Annotated in this window: 12 protein-coding genes, 2 tRNA genes and 1 pseudogene; 6 read left to right on the plus strand and 9 right to left on the minus strand. The window is 60.9% G+C overall.

Annotated features, from left to right (window positions below; all coding sequences use genetic code 11):
• Positions 1-4: 4 nt before the first annotated feature.
• Positions 5-1,591: an alpha-amylase family glycosyl hydrolase gene (locus BN69_RS09395; RefSeq protein WP_014891363.1), complete on the plus strand. Its 1,587-nt coding sequence runs from the start codon at positions 5-7 to the stop codon at positions 1,589-1,591.
• Between the two features lie 106 nt (positions 1,592-1,697).
• Here BN69_RS09395 and BN69_RS19830 read toward each other — a convergent pair.
• Together BN69_RS19830 and BN69_RS09405 are read right to left on the minus strand one after the other, a co-directional pair.
• Positions 1,698-2,259 (minus strand): annotated as a pseudogene (locus BN69_RS19830) (transposase); the annotation flags it as partial.
• Positions 2,260-2,712: 453 nt separating this feature from the next.
• A complete protein-coding gene (locus BN69_RS09405; RefSeq protein ID WP_041926900.1) occupies positions 2,713-2,985 on the minus strand; it encodes a hypothetical protein in 273 nt (90 codons plus the stop codon).
• Between BN69_RS09405 and BN69_RS18785 the strand changes: the two genes are divergently transcribed.
• Positions 2,917-4,545: a recombinase family protein gene (locus BN69_RS18785; protein WP_014891365.1), complete on the plus strand. Its 1,629-nt coding sequence runs from the start codon at positions 2,917-2,919 to the stop codon at positions 4,543-4,545. The two genes, BN69_RS09405 and BN69_RS18785, sit on opposite strands and share 69 nt — an antisense overlap.
• Here BN69_RS18785 and BN69_RS09420 read toward each other — a convergent pair.
• The 5 genes from BN69_RS09420 to BN69_RS09440 form a co-directional block, all read right to left on the minus strand.
• Positions 4,502-4,578 (minus strand) — tRNA-Met (locus BN69_RS09420). The genes BN69_RS18785 and BN69_RS09420 overlap by 44 nt on opposite strands.
• Before the next feature lie 645 nt (positions 4,579-5,223).
• Positions 5,224-5,943, minus strand: a complete 720-nt coding sequence (gene avs3b / locus BN69_RS09425) for an AVAST type 3 anti-phage protein Avs3b (protein ID WP_305808442.1) — start codon at positions 5,941-5,943, stop codon at positions 5,224-5,226.
• 7 nt (positions 5,944-5,950) lie between these two features.
• On the minus strand, positions 5,951-12,244 hold the full coding sequence (gene avs3a / locus BN69_RS09430) for an AVAST type 3 anti-phage nuclease/ATPase Avs3a (RefSeq protein WP_244434903.1): 6,294 nt from the start codon (positions 12,242-12,244) through the stop codon (positions 5,951-5,953).
• A 300-nt stretch (positions 12,245-12,544) separates the two neighbouring features.
• Positions 12,545-12,826, minus strand: a complete 282-nt coding sequence (locus BN69_RS09435) for a conjugal transfer protein TraD (protein WP_014891368.1) — start codon at positions 12,824-12,826, stop codon at positions 12,545-12,547.
• A gap of 1 nt (position 12,827) precedes the next feature.
• A complete protein-coding gene (locus BN69_RS09440; protein ID WP_014891369.1) occupies positions 12,828-13,154 on the minus strand; it encodes a conjugal transfer protein TraD in 327 nt (108 codons plus the stop codon).
• Between the two features lie 172 nt (positions 13,155-13,326).
• Here BN69_RS09440 and traA point away from each other — a divergent pair, with 172 nt between their 5' ends.
• Together traA and BN69_RS09450 are read left to right on the plus strand one after the other, a co-directional pair.
• Positions 13,327-16,251 carry a Ti-type conjugative transfer relaxase TraA gene (gene traA / locus BN69_RS09445; protein WP_014891370.1) on the plus strand — a complete coding sequence of 975 codons (2,925 nt, stop codon included), beginning with the start codon at positions 13,327-13,329 and terminating at the stop codon, positions 16,249-16,251.
• Positions 16,252-16,379: 128 nt separating this feature from the next.
• Entirely contained in the window at positions 16,380-16,595 is a 216-nt protein-coding gene (locus BN69_RS09450) for a helix-turn-helix transcriptional regulator (RefSeq protein ID WP_041926904.1), read from the plus strand.
• Positions 16,596-16,638: 43 nt separating this feature from the next.
• Here the strand turns inward: BN69_RS09450 and BN69_RS09455 are convergent, their stop codons facing one another.
• Together BN69_RS09455 and BN69_RS09460 are read right to left on the minus strand one after the other, a co-directional pair.
• Positions 16,639-17,826, minus strand: coding sequence for a tyrosine-type recombinase/integrase (locus BN69_RS09455; protein ID WP_014891371.1), 1,188 nt, complete (start codon positions 17,824-17,826; stop codon positions 16,639-16,641).
• A 200-nt stretch (positions 17,827-18,026) separates the two neighbouring features.
• Positions 18,027-18,102, minus strand: a tRNA-Phe gene (locus BN69_RS09460).
• A gap of 531 nt (positions 18,103-18,633) precedes the next feature.
• On the opposite strand from BN69_RS09460, the gene BN69_RS09470 reads away from it, so the two are divergent.
• Both BN69_RS09470 and BN69_RS09475 read left to right on the plus strand, forming a co-directional pair.
• The gene (locus BN69_RS09470) at positions 18,634-18,924 is read left to right on the plus strand and encodes a hypothetical protein (RefSeq protein WP_014891372.1); all 291 of its coding nucleotides are present in this window, start codon (positions 18,634-18,636) and stop codon (positions 18,922-18,924) included.
• 186 nt (positions 18,925-19,110) lie between these two features.
• Positions 19,111-19,464: a RidA family protein gene (locus tag BN69_RS09475; RefSeq protein ID WP_014891373.1), complete on the plus strand. Its 354-nt coding sequence runs from the start codon at positions 19,111-19,113 to the stop codon at positions 19,462-19,464.
• The last annotated feature ends 20 nt before the right edge of the window (positions 19,465-19,484 follow it).

Here is a 19,484-nt window from a genome sequence, read left to right on the forward strand (position 1 = left end):
CATCATGTCCAATGACTGGTGGCGAACGGCGACGATCTATCAGATCTATCCACGCTCCTTTCAAGATACGAATGCCGACGGCGTCGGCGACCTCAATGGCGTGCGTTATCGGCTCGATTATCTCGTCTGGCTGGGGATAGACGCGATCTGGCTTTCGCCTTTCTATCCGTCGCCGATGCATGATTTCGGCTATGATGTTGCGAACTACTGCGACGTCGATCCGCTATTCGGATCCCTAGATGATTTTGACGCGCTTGTCTCGGCGGCGCATGCAAAAAGCTTGAAGATCATCATCGACTTCGTGCCCAACCACACGTCGAATGAACATCCGTGGTTTCTCGCGAGCAGAAGCGGGCGCGATAATCCTCTGCGTGACTGGTATCTCTGGCGCGACGCCCAGCCCGACGGCGGCCCGCCCAACAATTGGTTCAGTCACTTCGGCGGCAGCGCTTGGAGTTGGGACGAGAGAACGCAGCAGTATTATTTGCATTCATTCCTGCCTGAGCAGCCCGATCTCAACTGGCGCAATCCGCAAGTGCGCGCCGCAATGTACGACGTGCTGCGCTTCTGGCTGCGGCGCGGCGTCGACGGTTTTCGCGTCGACGTCATCTCGCACATTGTTAAGGACGCCGCCTTCCGGGACAATCCGGCCAATCCGAATTTCGCCGGCGAGGGGCCGGATATTGCTCGGCTTGCGCAGACCTATTCGTCCGATCAGCCTGAGGTTCACGACGTGATCGCGGAGATTCGGCGAGTCGTCGATGAGTTTCCCGACCGGGTGCTGATCGGCGAAATCTATCTGCCGATCGAGAGGCTGGTCGCATATTACGGCAAAGAGCTTGGCGGGGTACACCTGCCGTTCAATTTTCAGTTGCTCGACGCGCGCTGGGACGCCGCGACGATCGCCAACATCATCGAAATGTATGAAGCGGCTTTGCCGCCGGGCGCCTGGCCGAATTGGGTGCTCAGCAATCACGACAGGCCGCGTATCGCCGCGCGCGTGGGCGCCGCTCAAGCGCGGCTCGCAACGATGCTACTCTTGACGCTGCACGGTACGCCGACGCTCTATTATGGCGATGAGATCGGAATCGGCCACGTCGATATTGCGCCGGAACGCGCGCAGGACCCCTGGGGCATGCGAGAGCCCGATCTTGGCGTCGGCCGCGATCCGTCGCGAACGCCGATGCAATGGGACGCCAGCGCCTTCGCAGGATTCTCGACGCGCGAGCCCTGGCTTCCGCTCACGCCTGACTTTGCGACACGTAACGTTGCGACAATGCGTGAGGACGACATGTGTATTCTCCGCCTCACCAGCAAGCTGCTTCATTACAGACACGCGCACTCCGCGCTCGGCATAGGTTCTCAGCGGCTGCTTCACGCAAGCGATCATGTTCTTGCCTATGAGCGGCTTCAGGGCGCCGACCAGATTTTGGTCGCGCTGAATTTTTGTCATGACACCCGAAGTTTTTCGCTACCAAATGGTCTTTCCGGCGCGGTCGCGCTGTCGACACATAGCGGCCGAAGCGGTGAGCGTGTCCACGCTAAGCTCGAACTTCGTGGCGATGAAGGCGTTGTGATCAAGATTGGATAGCTGAAACCCGTCGGCCTCTCGTGAGCGCGCGCAAGATTCCGACCCGAAATCAGCCATCATCGCCAAAAAAGCTCTGCGTGCGGCGAGGACGTCCCTACGCAACTCAAGGCTCTTGGTGATCGGCGCTGTCGCGCTGGCGCAGATAACGGTCGACGCTCTCTTCAATCTGCGCCATCCGTCTCGCCATCTTGGCGTGCGTGAAATTGCGATCGCGGTTGTTCACTGCCTTGAGTTACTGCCGTCGATCGCCACGCCCGTATTCTGCAAGAGGCTCATGTTCCAGCATAAAGCGACGAACCTGGCGCAGACTTTCCGGATCGCGGCGCCGTTGTCCTTTTGGAAGTCGGCGATGGTCTTATGATCGGGAACCAAACGGCCAATGAGCCACATCACCTCGATATTGCGAGCGGACTCGCGCTCCATGCGCCGGCTGGACTGCACACGATTGGGGTAGCCGTAGATATAAAGCTTTAGCAGCGTGGAAGGATGATACGACGGCCGGCCGGTCTCCTTCGCGACCACGCCCTCAAAACCATCCGATGGAGATCGAGGGCTTCCACGCACGTATCGATCACGTGGACGGAATTGTCCTCGCTTACCCCATCGTCCAGGCATTCTGGCAAAAGTGTCGGCTGGGACCGATCCGCGCCTTCAACGAAACGTCCCATCGGATCCCCCATCAAACGATGTAGGAATCATAGCTGACTCGCGCGTTTTGCCACAGCCAGGGTCAAAACCGGACGGAAAAGCGCTCTGTCCTTTCCAAGCTGAGCAAGTCGTGTGAGGCCGGTTAGACGGTTCGGTTCCCCGCTCCTTTATAAAGCGGCGCTGGCCTCCGCCTTCAATCTCAGCGGAAATTCAGTGCCTTCAGTTGGGGGGAATGGAGGTAGCGGACCTCCGTTTCCTTCAATCCCCCCATTACCATCTCTCTGAGTCTTACAGACAAATTGGAACCGCCGGCATCCGATTTGCGCGAGAGGATATCCTTTTCTTCGACGCGCAGCGCGATCGACTTTCAGCAACGGAATTGCGCAGTCATGATCGGAATATGGACAACGCCGGAAGGATTAGACGGCCCAAGAGAGGTTCGGACGCTGTTGCCGTCTTCAAGAGCGGCGCGATCAGGCAAACATGTCCTGCGAGGGACAAGGATTCTCGGCTGGATTTTCTTCGTCCACATCTTCAGCAAATTGGTGGAAATCAAATAGAAAAGCAGGCCTTGCAAGTCGGCCCAGATAGCGCGATTCTTTGTCTCGCGCGCGCCCTAGCTCGCCAAGCCGCGCGCGAAGATCATGCACGCGAGTGCGCTGACAAGGTCCGAGAATATGAAACGCGCCGCGATCTACGCCCGCTTCTCGACTGATCTTCAGGATGAACGATCGATCGAGGATCAAGTCAGTCTTTGCCGAAAATACGCCGAGCGCGAGAGCCTCAATATTGTCGCGGTCTTCGATGATCGCGCTCGCTCTGGCGGATCAATCCTCGGCCGCGACGGTTTGCTTGCCCTCATGGACAAGGCGCGCGAGCGCGCTTTTGAAGTGATCGTTGTGGAAGCGCTGGACCGCCTCTCTCGCGATATGGAAGACCTCGCCGGCATCCACAAGCGCCTGTCGTTCTTGGGTATCGAAATTCGCGCAGTGCATGAGGGCGTAGTCAACACCGTTCTGGTCGGTCTTCGCGGCTTGGTCGGTCAGCTCTACCGCGAGGATAATGCGCACAAGGTGCGAAGGGGACAGTCGGGACGCGTCGGCAAGGGCCTCAATGCCGGCGGACTCACATACGGTTACGAGACGGTGCCCGGCGATCCTGGGAGACGCATGATCGTCGAGGCGGAAGCGGAAATCGTGCGTCACATTTTTCGCGACTACGTCGATGGACGCACGCCGCGCGACATAGCTCACGATCTCAATGCGGAGTGCATTGCCCCGCCTCGTGGTAGGGCGTGGAACGCTTCGACGATCAACGGAAACATGCAGCGCGGAAACGGGATTCTAAACAATGAGCTATACGCGGGCCGGCTCGTTTGGAACAAAGTCCGCATGGTGAAGGATCCAGACACAGGAAAGCGAATCTCTCGCCCAAACGCCGAGAGCGATTGGCAGGCGACTGAAGTCCCTGACCTAGCAATCGTCAGCCGAGAACTTTTTGAAGCTGCCCAGAGGCGAAAGAAGGCGCGCAGCGTCTTGCATCCAAGTCAGCAACGCCGCCCCCGTCACATTTTATCTGGATTGCTCAAATGCGGGGTGTGCGGCGCCGGGATGGCGAGTAATGGCAAGGATCGATCGGGGCGAATTCGCATCCGTTGCTCGGCGGCGACTGAGAGCGGGATATGTCCAGATCCCAAGACCTTCTACCTGGACACCGTTGAAGCGGCAGTCCTCAGCGGACTGACGACCGAACTCCGCCACCCCGAAGTCATCGCCGAATACGTTCGGACTTATCAAGCCGAACGAAAGCGGCTCGCGGCCGAAGCGAATCGTAGTCGTCTGCGGCTCGAGCGTCGGCTTGGGGAGCTTAACCGTGAGATTGACCGTCTTGTCGACGCCATCGCGAAAGGTCTGGGAGACCCGGCCGTCCTTGGTCCCAAATCGACGCTTTTGGACGGAGAACGCAAAAACGTCGCCGCCGCACTTGGGGAGGCGGCTCCCTCGACCGAGGCCGTCGCGCTGCATCCGGCCATGCTCGCGCGCTATGAGGAGCAACTGACTCGTCTCCAGTCCGCCTTGGCGGGTGGGATCAGAGAGGGTGACACTGAATGTTCGGAGGCGATTCGGGACTTGGTCGAGACAGTGACCGTGTGCCGGGATAATGCCCGCACTGGCGGCGTCCAGGTTGAGATCACGGGCCGTTTATCGGCGCTACTGGGGGAGCAAGCGTTCCCCAACCGGGTCCGTGGAGTGTGGGGTAAGATGGTAGCGGAGGAGGGACTCGAACCCCCGACACAAGGATTATGATTCCTCTGCTCTAGCCGACTGAGCTACTCCGCCCCGAGCCGCCTCAGCGGTCTGGAAGAATTTGCGATATAGGTCGGCGTCCCCGCGCAAGTCAAGGCTGCGAATTTAGCGCGGCGGCGCCCTGGAGAAGGGTCTTCATCGAAGATCGCGTCCAGGGTCCAGGGGAGATTGTTCTCCTTGCCCCAATGCGCGCGTGGGGCCGCCGATGCGTTCCGCGAAGACGCAGATTGGTTCTCCGGAATCTGCGATCACTCAACAGCCGATCGTCGCGATGATCGAAAATTATCGCGCAGGCCTATTGTGGACCCCCGCCATGAACGATCCCAACATGCATACGGCCGGCGCCGGCTGGAAATCATAGTTCGCGGTTGACGCAGAGCCCGTGCGAAGAGGCGCGGCCGCACGGCCGAAGAGCCTGCGCGCCAGTTGATTTCGGAAGGTGAAGAGGCGTCAGGATCGGACAGACTCAGAAAGGCGACGAATTCCTTTCACGGATCGACCGGGCGCGAAGGGGAATGGTGCCAGGGGCGTCATCACGAATTTCATATAACGATCTGAAATTTAATAGACAATTGTCAGTGTGGAAATCCTAAGGCCAACAAAAAGGCCAACAGCGCTTTTGCTGTTGAAAACAGCACGGCTGGTGCAGCCTCCGCAATCACCTCCAGCGGAATCAATTCATGTCCGCTTTGGAACGCTTCGGGAGATACTTGGAACGGCTTGCCCGCGGTTGGCAGGGCGGCGTTTGGGAGAATGAGCCTGCAATCGTTGCCGCCACTCAACCGCGAGCCCTTCCGCCAGCTTGGTGAAGCCCTCCAACCGCGTTAGTCGATCCTCCAACTTACGGCGCGCTTCCGCATCCAGGTCTGGCTTATTGTCGAGATCGGCAGCCGAGGAAACGAAGCGGACCACGACTTCTGAGACACCACCATCAGCCCCAGCTGCTTCTGCCAGCTTGACCCATTCCTGGGATTTGTCGATTGAGGCACGAGCCGCTTCTGCAAGGCAGTATCCGATCAGGACCTTTGCCGAATAATCGAGGCCGTCGACCATCTTGAGCCAAGCTTCAGTCTCAGCCTTTTCCTTTCTGTCATTCGTCGATGGCCGAGCGGCACGGAAGTAGCGAGGGGTGTCGTCATCCGGGTTTAGGCTTTCAACTGCGCGAATGATGGGCTCCAGATCTTCAAACGGGCGCTTGCCATTCGGTAGCTCGGCGCGATGTTTCCAGAGCGCCAAGATAGCGTCGAAGCAGTTCTTCTGAGCTGAAGCCTTGTCTTCGCCAGTCGCGCTGTCGGCATTGGTGATCAAGTCAGCGAGATAGTGCGCCATCCAGCGGCCGAGTGTATCTACCGAGTCATCTAACCCGAGCTCTTCTACAAGCCGGCAGCCCAAGGCCACAATAGGATCAGAGTGTCTCGAATCGCCCGTCCGATCCGAGGAGGTAGAGTCTGGCCCTGGTCGGGACTTCTTCCTTGCCATCTTCAACACTGCTCCCATACGGCCGGTATCGCCGACCTCGCCCGATCTGCACTTTAATAATCAGTTTGCGGTCGAGCTTGGCCAACATTCCGGTGAGAAAGTCCAACGAAATTTGGAGCCGGCCGCCATGTTCTGGATTACTGCTCTCATGGCGCTTGGCCTCATCGTAATGACCCCACACCTGTGAGACCATGACGATAGATTCCCCATCGCTTCTCCAGACTCTACGATCCGAGTCGGTCTGAAGACGCATTAGGTCAATGACGTCACGGGCCGGCATTGGCGGTGGAAAGCTGATGCCTCCGGCCCAGCGATCTTGACCGTCCAACCCCCGGTCGCGGCTATGGTCGACAATCCAGCCCTTGAGTAAGAAGCCCAGTTGATCGATCTCCATATCGCTTCCGGCACTCGGGATCGCGTAGTCATGAACATTGTTTACCGTGCCAAGCGCCCGAAGCAGCGCGAGGGAGTTATCGGGCGATACGAGAGCGCTGCTTATGTGGACGGACTGCTGACGCTCGGAATCAGCTTCTGTCCAATCTCCCCAGACGTTTAGCAGACCTCCTGGACGCAGTGCCTCGTCGAAGTCATCCATCGTTATGGTGCGCCCTTGGTCATCACCTTTCTCTCGATCCTGCCAAGCCGACCTTTCTAGCGGCGTCGGATCGCGCCGGTCCCAAAGCCACCGTCCATCCCTTCGTGCAAGGTCGTGCCTCTTGAGCCAGTCCGCGAACTCATCCTCCTCCTCGTATTCGGAATCGCGATGCGTGCGCGTGCTATGCAGGAGCTTCCCGGCCACGATCATCATCGCGTGATAGCTATAATAAAAGTGAAGGGTGTCGGAGCGCGGATACGAGCCGTGCGAATGATGCGTGTGATCTTCTTGGTAGAGCTTCCGCCGGCCTCGCTCATCCTCGTCCCATCGACCCCTGGCGGTGAAGCCCAGATCGGCTCGGATCACCTTCAACGCCGCCGCCTCAATCTCCTCTTGCGATAGGGCAAAAACCCGGCCGAGAGGCGCGTACCAGTGGGGGCCAAAGTCGATACCAAAATAGAAGCGATCATCTCCGCTCGCAGCCGGCTCGTTATTGGCCTGCCGGTGAATGCGATCGTACGACTTAGATTCCATGACGGGGAGAGGGGATACGTTGACCCGGCTGAGCCGCTCCTTGATATCATCCCCATTCGCCAACGCTCCGTAGTCTACCAGCGCAAGCCCTGCGCGAGCCGCGAACTCCCTGATGAGGACGTGAGGCTGGCCCTTTAGCGCCCAATCGACAATTGCACCCGCCCAAGGCGCAAGCACCGCAGGAAAATCGTTTGCCGCACGCGCGACGCCAATGAGGAACCATTGCAGCGCATGCAGCTCGTAGAACGGCAGCCTGGCGTCGGCAAACGGCCCGCCTTTCTTCTCAGCTGCAAGTTGCATTAGGTGGACGAGCACGTCGTGCCGCCCCAAGGCAACCGAGCCTAGAACGGCGTGTGCGCCTTCCCACCGCAAGACGCCTTCCGGTGCTGCCATGGAAGCCCAGATGTAACCCGCTAGCGAGGCCCTGATATCCGTGGGCGGCAGGAGTTTGCTCGACCAAGGGCCATCCCCGTCCTTGTCTTCCATAAGGGGGTTGAGGAGATCAAGGCCAAACTTGAGTCCTTCGAGCGCTTCGTCCTCGGACAGCTTAGTGGCCAGCATGCCAACCAGGGAAAAAAGTCGACCGGAGTCCGCAAGATCGGGCGTTTCGCCGACCGCGTCGAGCACCACACCGGCAATATCAGCTTCGCTTATTCCCGCCAGCTCGCAGGCCATCTTGAAGGGCAACACTTCGTAGTGCCGGTTCTTACTGATGCCCATGCAGTAGCGGCGGCAGAATACCTTGAGTGTCGCCTCCATCGCGCGTCTGATCGCGGGCCGACTCTTCCAAGCATCGGGGACTTGCTCTAAGAGGTTCCGGAAATGGTAAAGCCCAAACTCAGGTGTGTTGCCGACCGCTTCGATAAAGGCCGGTTCAGACCCAACCGGCAGATGCTTGACTCCTTCACAGAAAAACTGATCGTGATAGAAGGGAAGATCAGCACTCTTGAACACCGCATAGGCTCGGGACAAGCCATCGGCCGTCGTCAGGTCGCAACCGGCAAACACGTCGTCCCAGTTTCGCGTGGGTTTGGACCGCGTCTTTGTCGGGGCATCGATCTGCTCGCTTTCTGGTGTTGTGTTGGCTGCGTTCTTCTCCTCAAACGCGATAACCTCGTCGAGGCCGGCGATTGCAATGCCATGCCGCGACGCGACCTCCCTGAACCTCGAGAAACCTCCGCCGCCGAGTCGCATGTAGCGATAGAGATGGGCGGCCGCGGCCTCCTTCTCGCCGCCAGTTGCGCACGTCGCCAACACTCGGTCGAGTAACCGGTCATACGACCACTGTGCACGAAAGCCGATCAACGACAGCGCGTCCCGCGCATCCAGGGTGCCGCGCTCGATCAGCCGATCTACTGCAATTGGGAGTATCCGTTCGGACCAGCCGAAGCCACGATCTCGCCATCGGCTCAGAATCGCCAAGGCTGATGACGGGCAAAGGCCGCAGAGGGCCTCGACGGTCGCGTGCCAATCGAAGTGTTTGTCGCGTACGACATAGTCGTAGGTCAGCTCGGCGCAGCGCGCGAAGTGATAGGCCATTTCGGGTGAAGGACGATCGAGGCGTGACGCACGGTCAGCCAAATCCAAAATGGCATCCCAACGCGAAAGATTTTCATCACCGATCTTGCTCGCCACCTCAACGGCTTCGTTGAAATACGCTTCCGCGTCTGGCCTACTTACGATAAGAATTGCACGAGCAGCATCAATATAGCCTTCGGATTTGTTCTCTGCATCCGAACGCTCATCCTTAGTGAGATTGAACGCCTCAAGCGCAAATCCGAGCGCCGCTGCCTTCGTTGCTTCACTCTGGCCGCACAATCGGGCGAGCGCTGTCAGGGTGGGCGTGAAGAGCGGCCTCTTCAGGCCGTCTTTCCATTGAGAGAAGTCGGCCAGACTCGTCGCATTTGCCGCGTCGAGCTTGTGCAGGATGTCGAACCAAAGCAGCGCGATCTCGTTCGATGTATGGAAGTCGTCGCGATAATAAACCTTGGCTGCGCTGCTGGACGCCTGGCGCGTCCGTTTGAGTTCGTCAGCAAGCGATCCCTTGGTCACGCGGCCAAGAAGCGTTCCCGCCCATAGCTGATGCCACGGAAGGAGCGCGCCTATATCTTCCTGAAACTCCTGAAGATCGCGCGACGTGGAATGCTGGTTCTTTTTGTCAATCTCAGCCCTAAGTTCGGTATGAGCCAAATCGAGGAGTTCCAGCACCTGACCTTGTAAGGCCGCCCGTAAACAATAGGCGCGCAGTACCGGAAACCGTGACTTTGTGAATCGCGATGTCAGCCCACGCGGCGGCTTGCTTGGCAAATATCGTGAAAGCACGGCCACTGCCTCGTCAGCGGTGCATAGCGCGTGCTGTAGCGATGCCTCGACGAGCGCAACGACCGCAATGAGCGCGAAGTCCCGATCGTCCCAAGAGTGGCCGTCTCTCAGCTTTACGCGCGTATTCGCAATAAGTCGAAAGGCACGGCTCGTCACTTCAGCAGGGGTCGTCCGCTGAACCTCGCGAAGCTCAACTGTGACCGCGAGCATAAGACAAAGATTGTTACCAGCTGCGCGGGCAAACTCCTCCACGTCTTGAAGTCGGCCGTGATCGATGAGCCGCCTCGCTACCGCCCGGCCGACCCGGAACGAAACCTCGCGGGGTCGCCAGCTGCCCAGGCTACGAGCACCGTCGGCAGGACCGTGGATGTTGATATGCGCGAGTGTCAACTCGACGATATCTTCGTCCGAAACTTTTTCCTTCTTGCGCTGCTCCGGTGGCAACCGGCTCCAGTTCCGCAACCATTCATAGGCGATGCGCAGGCGGCTTCGCGCATCACCGGCGAGTTCCGAGCGACCCGACAGGAAGGCGGCCTCATATGCGTGATGGGAACCAAGCCAACCCGAGCGGAACGTGCGTCGGGAAACGATTTCCTGAACGAGATCGGTTTCTAGAAACGTCGCCGCGAGATCGGTGTTGGCTTGGAGGATTTTCCGTTGCCGATCGTCACCTGCGGTCTCTCCGCCTGCCTTTAGCGCCAGCTTGGTGGAATCGAGATAACGCTTCGACCGAAGCCCAGCTTTCAAAGCAAATTGCAGGCGTTGCAGTTCAACATCCCGCTTCTCTAGGGGGGTTGTTTCCGGAAGCGCCGCCGAGGTCAGCGCCAATCGCACGAGTTCGGAATACTTTCCAGCTTCCAGCATCAACTGTGGCAGGACCGACGCAACATAAGCGCTGGTAGCGGCAAGAGGCGTTAGGCTCGCGATAAATTCGGCTGTCGCTCCACTGGAAGGCTTGAATTTCTCTCGAAACCACGTCTCTACAGGTTCATCGAAAAACTGAATGGTGCTACCGGCCACGAGGAGGGGGCGACCAAGGTCGATTGCGAAGCTCCTGATCGCTTCCTCGTCAACGCCGGACATCTTCGACAAAATCGGGATTGGGATCAGCGGACGTAGCGCCGCGAGCCCGGCACAAATCTTATCGACCTGGGCTTTTTCGACGGGGCCAGTGTTGTCCCTTAGTTTCGCAACGGCACTTTCCAGTAAGGTTCCGATCGTGTCCTCAACGGTTGTCGGGTTGGGACCAAGCAGCCGCAGCGTCTCCGGAAGCGTAGCATTCCGTGAAAGTGCGAGCGCCTGAACGCGTGGGTTATGAGAACTGAGGCGATCGAATTCGTCGATGTCGTGTTCGCTCGCGTCCGGAAACCGCTGTCGAAGATAGGCGGCTGTTTCCTCGCGGCTGAAGGGCCTGAGTTCGAGCCGCATCGCGTCTAGCGGGGGATCAAGATGGGCCTGACGGTGCGAGCGGCAGAGGAAGACCAGACGTACGTTGTCCGGCGTCTTCTCTCTAATGAGGTCACGGACGAATGACCGGGCCTCCCCGATCTCCTCTGCCGCCATCTGCGCGTTGTCGGCCGCATCCACCACGATGCACAGGAGCGCGTGAGGGTTGGCGAGGCGCACCAGCGTGGCCGCCTGACCAATCCGATGCACGAATGCACGCATATAGTCCGAGGGGCTGGCATGCGAAGTCGGAATTAGCGGGTGGCAAAGGCCCCTGGTCGCAAGCTCGTTCGCGATTTGCACCAGCGCGTCTCTATGCCGATGGCGATAACTGGACGGGTTTCGGTGAAGGCCGTTGCCATAACAATCATACAGGACGCATGGCGATCCGTCGGGGAGGCCACGGGCTATGTGTGTGGCGAACACCGTCTTGCCGACCCCAGCGGAGGCATGGATGACGATCGGGGCCGTTGCCTCGCTGATCGCTCCAAGGAGGAGGGACTCCTGGCCACGAGGCACTGCCTCATCCAAATCTTTGATTAGGCACGGAGCTGGGAAGAGCAAAGACTCGTCGGTGTTTAGGGCCCGCTCAACATCCTTTTTCGTGATCGTCGGGTTTAGTTCTCCCTCGGACAGAGCTCGGCGTTTGACTAGCTCATTCAACTGCAAGGGCGCGTCAACGTCGGCGTCCGCAAGATAGCCTCGCACCTCCTGAGAAAGGATATTGCGTTGCTCCCAGCAGTCGTCCTGCCTGCCCTCGAAGTGCAGGAGCTTGGAAAAGCCCGCAAGCGCGTCTTCCTTAAGGCCACTGAACCTTTCAAGCTTCTTCAGTTCGGCCGGATGCCGGGGCGATGTCTCAGCAGCGGCGTCTGCTACGGCTTCGGTGAAGTCCGTGCCGATAGGGCGGTTGGTCACGAACCAAAACTCGAGCTTCGACGCGAGCAAGTCGGCTGCGGAGGTTTGCAGCAGCTCCTTATAGCGCTTGGCGAACCCCTTGATGGTCTTCTCGAAGCCGCTTGCGGTCCAAGGCTCGGTCGCGTGCCGCGTCGAGTGCTTGAGCTGCATGTAACGGATCAGGCGAGCGCTTTTCAGTTCCTCGCTTCCGTAGTACTCGGCAATATCGATCACCTCCTCTCCCGCGCTGGCGGGAGTTTTATCTTCACGTTCCCGTGGTGACGGTCCTTCGATGCTGATAGCGATCAGGTCGCTGTGCGCCGAAAGAAGGTGTAAGCAACGCCGGGCCGCCCACAAATAGTGGAACTGATCGCCATCGCGGCTTGCGCGGACTATGTTTGTCGTGGACATCGGCAGGTAGATGACCAAAGGAGGAGAAAGTGATCTTGGCAGTGGCGTGGAGCAGCTGCAAGGGCCAGCAGATCATGCTCTTGTGGACAGGTTTGGACACTCGCGCTTAAGAGGACCGGAGCCGAGCATAGTTAGCTCTTCCAACACAGCCATTTGGCGGAGGCAACTGATGGTGAGCACTTGGCGTGGCGCATCAAGGCGGGCGATAAGCGTCCCCTTGTCATAGCCCCACGGAGCCTATGCGGAGACGACCGGGTGCTAGCGGTAAGTAAAGCGATGGTGGCCACTCGCTGCGACATTGAGGACCCGCGTAGCACGTCAATACACATCATGGTGCGGCGTTTCCTCTGAGGCGGAATGGGTCTCTTCCCTCCGTTCTTTCCGTTCAATTTCGAACGCCCGCTTTCCCTTAGCGGCCCACAGCGCTCGTGCATGTTCGCCCTGATCGCTTTGAAGCTTGTCGGCCATCCAGAGCAGCGCGCCAAGAATGGTGGCGCGATCGTCGCCGGTCAAGTCGACGATGCCGGCCTTGACGACGAGGCCGCCGAGTTCGATCAGATGTCGCGTGCGCTTGCGGCGCTCGACCTGCCAGGCGCGCATGTCATACCGCGCCCGCGCCGTCTGATGACGGTTGCGCGCCGCCTGGTTGCGCCGCAACGCCGCCAGTGTCGCCGCGAGGCGCCGACGCAGTTCGTCGCGACCGGCCCTGAAAGTACGCGGCCCCACGTTTCGCCCATGCCTCCCTCTTTCCGGCATCCTTGGTTTCCGCCAGTACGATCAGTGCGCCCGCCAGTTCTTCCCCGCTGAGCGCGTCGGCTCCGGTCGAAATGACCAGCTCGCCGAGCTGTTGCACCTTGCGGCTTCTGAGGTCTCGCGCCTTGTGTTCGAGCGACTTCAGTTCTGCGTCGAAGTCCCGCGGCTTGCGCATCATGTCCTCCACATGCTGTCGATGGAGCGATGATAGTCGAGCGGCTACCGAAATGCTGTAAGGTTGCCGGGACGGTTGGGGACGGCGTGGTCCCTCCCGAGAATTTTTCGAGGGAGGGCGCGCTTATACGTCGTTCCGACGTTCGCTTCGCTGTGATGATGTTCGGATCGCGATGGCGATCTATCATCTTCACGTCAAGGTCATCGGCCGCAAATGCGGCTCCAGCGCGGTGGCGTCCGCGGCCTACCGCTCGGCCTCGCGGTTGCGCGACGACCGGCTCGGGCGCAGTCACGATTTCTCGGCCAAGCACGGCGTCGTCCATTCCGAGGTGTTGCTGCCGGAGAATGCGCCGGAGGCGTGGAAGGACCGCGAACGACTTTGGAATGATGTCGAGACGCTTGAGGTCAGGAAGGATGCGCAGCTCGCCCGCGAAGTCGAATTCGCCCTTCCGCGCGAGATGACGGAGCGCCAGGGCATCGAACTCGCCCGCGACTTCGTGCGGTCCGAATTCGTAGACCGGGGCATGATCGCCGACCTCAATGTGCATTGGGATGTGGCCGAGGACGGAATGCTGAAGCCCCACGCGCATGTCATGCTGACCATGCGCTCGGTCGACGAGAATGGCTTCGGTCCGAAGGTGCGAGAATGGAACCGCACCGAGATGCTCGAACGCTGGCGGGAGCGTTGGGCAGAGCTTGCCAACGAGCGACTTGCCGAACTCGACGTCGACGCGCGCATCGACCATCGCAGCCTGGAAGCGCAGGGCATCGCGCTGGAGCCGCAAAGCCAGATCGGCGCGCCCGCACATCGCATCGAAGGCGAAGGTGTCGAGGCTGCCGACCGCGCGGAAATGCATCGCGAGATCGCGCGCGGCAATGGCGAGCGCATCATCGCCGATCCCGCCCTGGCGCTCGACGCCATCACGCATCAGCAATCGACCTTCACACGGCGCGACATGGCGATGTTCGCCCACCGGCACAGCGACGGGAGCGACCAATTCAATGCGGTGATGGGCGCGATGCGGGAGGCGCCCGATCTGGTCCCATTGGGCAAGGATGGACGGGGCGAGGATCGCTTCACCACACGCCAGATGATCGAGACCGAGCAGCGCCTGCACCGCGCTGCCGACCTCATGGCTGCGAAGGAACGCCACGAGGTCGGTGACAGGGACCGTGAAGCGGCGCTGGCGCGCGCGGAAGCACGCGGTCTCGTCCTTTCGGGAGAGCAGGCCGACGCGCTGGCGCACGTCACGGACGGGCGCGATCTCGGCGTCGTCGTTGGTTATGCCGGAACGGGGAAGAGCGCGATGCTGGGCGTGGCGCGCGAAGCTTGGGAAGCGGCGGGCTACGAGGTTCGAGGCGTGGCGCTGTCCGGCATCGCCGCCGAGAATCTCGAAAGCGGATCGGGCATCTCGTCGCGCACTATCGCCAGCCTGGAACACGGTTGGGGACAGGGCCGCGACGTGCTCACCGCACGCGATGTTCTGGTGATCGACGAGGCGGGCATGGTCGGCACGCGCCAGTTGGAGCGCGTGCTGTCTCATGCCGCCGAGGCCGGCGCCAAGGTGGTGCTGGTCGGCGATCCACAACAATTGCAATCCATCGAAGCCGGCGCGGCGTTCCGGTCGATCCACCAACGTCACGGTGGGGCGGAGATCGGCGAGGTGCGCCGGCAGCGGGAGGACTGGCAGCGCGACGCAACGCGCGATCTGGCGACCGGCCGAACCGCCGATGCGCTCCATGCCTATGACAAACATGGCATGATCCATGCCGCTGAAACGCGGGAGCAGGCGCGCGACGATCTGATCGACCGCTGGGATCGCGACCGGCAGGCGGCGCCGCGCTGTAGCCGCATCATCCTCACCCACACCAATGACGAAGTGCGCGCCTTGAACGAGGCCGCGCGCGCCAGGATGCGGGACGCCGGAAATCTCGGCGACGACGTGCGCCTGGTGGTCGAACGCGGTGAGCGCAGCTTCGCAAGCGGAGATCGCGTCATGTTCCTTCAGAACGAACGCGGCCTCGGTGTCAAGAACGGCACGCTCGGCGTCATCGAACAGGTCAGCACGCAGAGCATGAGCGTGCGCACCGGTGATGGTCGTTCCGCACGCTTTGACCTGAAGGATTACGACCGCATCGACCACGGCTATGCCGCAACCATCCACAAAGCGCAGGGCATGACCGTGGATCGCGCCCATGTTCTGGCGACGCCGGGCCTGGACGCCCACGGCGCCTATGTCGCCCTGTCGCGCCACCGCGACGGCATGGAGCTGCATTATGGCCATGACGACTTCGCCAGCCAGGACCGGCTTCTCGGCGCCCTCTCGCGCGACCGGGCCAAGGATATGGCGTCGGATTACGAGCGGCTCGAGCCGGCGCGCGATTATGCCGAACGGCGCGGGATCACTTTCCGCGAGCGCATGGAGCGGGTCATCGAGATCGTCAAGCAGGCGCCCGAGAAGCTGCGCGGCATGTTCGACGGCCTGCGCCTGCCCGCCGCCGGCGGACAGGGGCCGGAAAGGAGGGTGGCGGAAGACCCGGAAATGGCGCTGCGTCGCGCCCGCACCAAGGCGCTCATCCGCCATGCCCACGCCGTGGATGCGATCTTCGAGATGCAGGAGAGAGGCGGCAAGGCCAACCCGGAGCAGGTGAAGGAATTGCAGGAGGCCCGCAAGGTCTTCGAGGAGGTGCGGCCCTACGGCTCGCACGATGCCGAAGCCGCCTACAAGAAGAACCCGGAACTCGCCTCGGAAGCGGCCACGGGGCGCACCGCCCGCGCCATCCGCGCCCTACAACTCGAAACCGAACTGCGCACCGATCCGCAGCGCCGCGCCGATCGCTTCGTGGAACGCTGGCGGGAACTCGGCCAGACCAGCCAGCGCCAGTATCAGGCAGCGGACATGTCCGGCTACAAGGCCACGCGATCGGCGATGGGTGACATGGCGCAGAGCCTCGAACGCGATCCGCAACTCGAGTCGATCCTTGCCGGCCGCAAGCGAGACCTCGGCATCGGGATCGAATCGGGCCGCCGACTCGGATTGGAGCTCGCCTTCAGCCACGGCATCGACCTTGGTAGGGGCCGGAACATCGGACTTTGACCCCGCCTATTTTCCGCCGCCGGCGCGCCCCGCTGCGACGGCGCGCAAAACCCTCTTGCACAGTGATAAATCCTTGTCCTGTCTGGCTCGGGAGCAGTCAGACAAAGCCAGCAGAAGGCAAGGCAGCCGTGCGCCAACCAGACCGTATCATCCGCCTGAGAACCGTCCTCGCCCGGACTGGTCTCTCGCGGTCCACCATTTACCGCAAGATCGCCGAGGGCACGTTCCCCGCACAGATCAAAATCAGCGCCAACGGCGCGGGCTGGCATGAATCCGAAATCGACCGCTGGGTTGCCGATCCCGCTGGCTGGCGGCCGGTGGCAGAGGTCGATGATGGTCGGTGACGCGACCGCGCCCCTGGATTCAGCGCAAGAGCGAAGTCTTTCGTCAGGGGCTTCGTTTGAATTTATCAACGCAGTCTGACCACGCCTGCATCAGCTCGATCCGCTCTTGCCAATAGCTCGCCCGGTTGTAGGCGCGCCGGATTTCGTTTTGATCTTGATGCCCGAGCGCGGCCTCGATCACGTCGGGCCGGAAACCTCGTTCGTTCAATATCGAGCTTGCAGCCGCCCGAAAGCCGTGCGCGGTCATCTCATCCTGCGTAAAGCCCATGCGCCGCAGCGCGGCGTTCATGGCGTTCTCCGACAGGGGACGGGCATTCGAGCGGATAGAAGGGAACACGAGCGTGCTCCGAGCGACCTCTTTCACCTCGCGCAGCACATCGAGCGCTTGTCGGGAGAGCGGCACGTCATGCGGCCGGCGAACCTTTGTGCGGTCTCCGTCGATGCGCCAGATTGCCTCCTCCACGTTGATTTCCGCCCATGTGGCGCCGCGGACCTCGCCGGGGCGGGCGAACGTCAACGCCGTGAACTGAAGAGCGCATCGGAGCGTCGGCCAGCCGTCATAGGCGTCTATGGCCACCAGAAGCGCGCCGAGTTGTTTCTCGTCGGTTATTGCGGCTCGATGCTGGACCTTCGGCGCCATCAGGGCACCGCGCAGCAGAATAGTCGGATCGTCCTTGGCCCGCAGCGTGGAGACAGCGAGCCGGAAGACGGTGCCGACCACGCTACGCAGCCGCCGTGCCGTCTCCCGACGCCCGCTGCGTTCGATACGCTGCAGCAATGCGAGGATTTCCGCCGGCGTGATATCGGCGATTGGTCGGGCGCCGAGGTCTGGGCCGGCGAGATCGACAAGCAGCCATCGGCTCTTCGTGACGGTCGACGCGGCGGCGCCCTCATCCTCGATGCGTTGCAGATATTCCTCGGCAACGCCCCCGAAGGTGTTCGTCGCCGAGATGACGGCGGTCAGTTTCGCGGCCTTCTTGTTGGCCCCAGGATCGACTCCCGAGGCCAACAGTTTCTTGGCTTCGTCGCGCAGCCGCCGCGCCTCGACGAGGGGAACGGAGGGATAGGGGCCATGGGAGAGCTTCTTCTGCTTACCGCTGAACCGGTATGCCTGGTTCCAGAGCCGCGCGCCGCTCGGCTTCACAAGGAGGTAGAGCCCGCCGCCGTCGGAGAGCTTGTATTCTGACGCCCGGCCCTTGGCGGCGCGGCACGCTGTATCTGTCAGGGGCATTGACGCCTCCCGGCTGTTGGCCTCGGGCCAGCAGATACCAGGGCGAGGCCAACATCAAGGCCAACAAATTCATGAGATCGGGTGATATCCGAAGATGCCGATTGAGACGGCGGAAGGCTTCAAAATCTAAAAAACAACAATCATATCAATGCAATATGACGCCGGTTGAGACGTCCTGAGATGCCGGGAGATTAGGGGGATGGTGCCCAGGGGCGGAATCGAACCACCGACACTGCGATTTTCAGTCGCATGCTCTACCAACTGAGCTACCTGGGCTCGCGCGGACGCGATGTGTCGGGCTTATAGAAAGCGCGCAACGACTTGTCCAGACCCGCCAGGGCGCAAGATGTTGTAGCGCCACAAATCAAATCGCCTCGCGCGACGGATCCGATCGCCGCCCTCTAGCGCGGGCTCAGCGCTCACCGGCTCCTCAAGATGATCCCGGCCGCGCTTCGCGCCCGAGTCTCCCGCGGCGGCCGAGGTCGGTTCCGCCCGCTCAGTCCGGCCGCCGGTCTCACGGTCGCTGACGCGAGTCTCCCCATTCTCGTATGCGTCCTCAGCCTCATGATCGGCTCGGGAAAGGCCGCCCAATAATAGCCCCCGGTCCCGAAAAGGGGCGGATCGACGTAGAACAGGGGCGTCCGCCGGCCCCACAGTCCAAAAATCTTGCACAATTAAATGACTTCAAAGCGCTCGGCCGCGTGATATGTTCGGCTATTGAGAGGCGTTTCGAAGAGAGGTAATTGAAGATGCTCGCCCTTGTCGCCGAGCGCATTGCGTTATTTGGAATATTCGGAGGCTTGCGTTATGCATTTCCAGCTCACGATCGAATGTAGCGCTCCGTCGCTGGGCGGGGATACTATCTCGCGTAACCAGGAGCTCGCCAATATTCTGTTCGCCGTCGCCGCGGAATTGTTGGACCAAGGCTTGGCGCCGGGCGCCAAACTTCCCTTGCGCGACCGCAACGGCCATTCTGTCGGAATGGCCCAACTGACTGAACAACCACGCGTGCTCGCGTCAGGCGCTTTCGTAAAAGCAGGCGGCCAAGCGCGGCCCTTGCGTCAGCTTTCGATGGCCAGACGCTTGCAGCGTGATTAATTCGCTGCGCTGGCTTCTGCTTCGCCACACTCGACCCGCTTCCCGCTTACATCACGCCGGACTGTTGCGCATCGATCCTTCGTCGGCCGGATCTGTCCGCCGCGCGGCGGCTTCGCCGCCTTCGGCTTTACGGCTTGCCCGCGACGCGCGCTTCGCCTAGACCGGCGCGGCACGCAGGGAGGCGAAATGAGCAGCATCAAAAGGATCGGCGCGGGGCCGCGTATGAGCCAGGCGGTCGTTCGCGGCAACGCCGTCTATACGGCCGGACAGGTGGCCGATAAGACCAAGGGCGGATCGGTCGCCGATCAGACCCGCGAAATCCTCGCGCAGATCGATGCGCTTCTCGCCGAAGCCGGCAGCGCCAAGGCCAATATCCTCTCGGCGACGATCTATCTTGCCGACATCGCGACCTTCGCCGAGATGAACGGCGTCTGGGATGAATGGGTCGACAAGGCCAATCCGCCGGCGCGCGCGACCGTCGAAGCAAAGCTCGTGGCGCCGGCCTATAAGGTCGAGATCGCCGTCATCGCGGCGCTGTAGCGCGTTTTTCGCCGAAGCGG

This window comes from Methylocystis sp. SC2, assembly GCF_000304315.1.
In the GTDB taxonomy this organism is placed as follows: domain Bacteria; phylum Pseudomonadota; class Alphaproteobacteria; order Rhizobiales; family Beijerinckiaceae; genus Methylocystis.

Bases quoted from the DNA above. Each gene is read 5' to 3' on its own strand.
- BN69_RS09395 (WP_014891363.1), top strand. From the start codon at position 5: ATGTCCAATGACTGGTGGCGAACGGCGACGATCTATCAGATCTATCCA.
- BN69_RS18785 (WP_014891365.1), top strand. From the start codon at position 2,917: ATGAAACGCGCCGCGATCTACGCCCGCTTCTCGACTGATCTTCAGGAT.
- BN69_RS09435 (WP_014891368.1), bottom strand. From the start codon at position 12,826: ATGCGCGCCTGGCAGGTCGAGCGCCGCAAGCGCACGCGACATCTGATC.
- BN69_RS09440 (WP_014891369.1), bottom strand. From the start codon at position 13,154: ATGCGCAAGCCGCGGGACTTCGACGCAGAACTGAAGTCGCTCGAACAC.
- traA (WP_014891370.1), top strand. From the start codon at position 13,327: ATGGCGATCTATCATCTTCACGTCAAGGTCATCGGCCGCAAATGCGGC.
- BN69_RS09455 (WP_014891371.1), bottom strand. From the start codon at position 17,826: ATGCCCCTGACAGATACAGCGTGCCGCGCCGCCAAGGGCCGGGCGTCA.
- BN69_RS09470 (WP_014891372.1), top strand. From the start codon at position 18,634: ATGCATTTCCAGCTCACGATCGAATGTAGCGCTCCGTCGCTGGGCGGG.
- BN69_RS09475 (WP_014891373.1), top strand. From the start codon at position 19,111: ATGAGCAGCATCAAAAGGATCGGCGCGGGGCCGCGTATGAGCCAGGCG.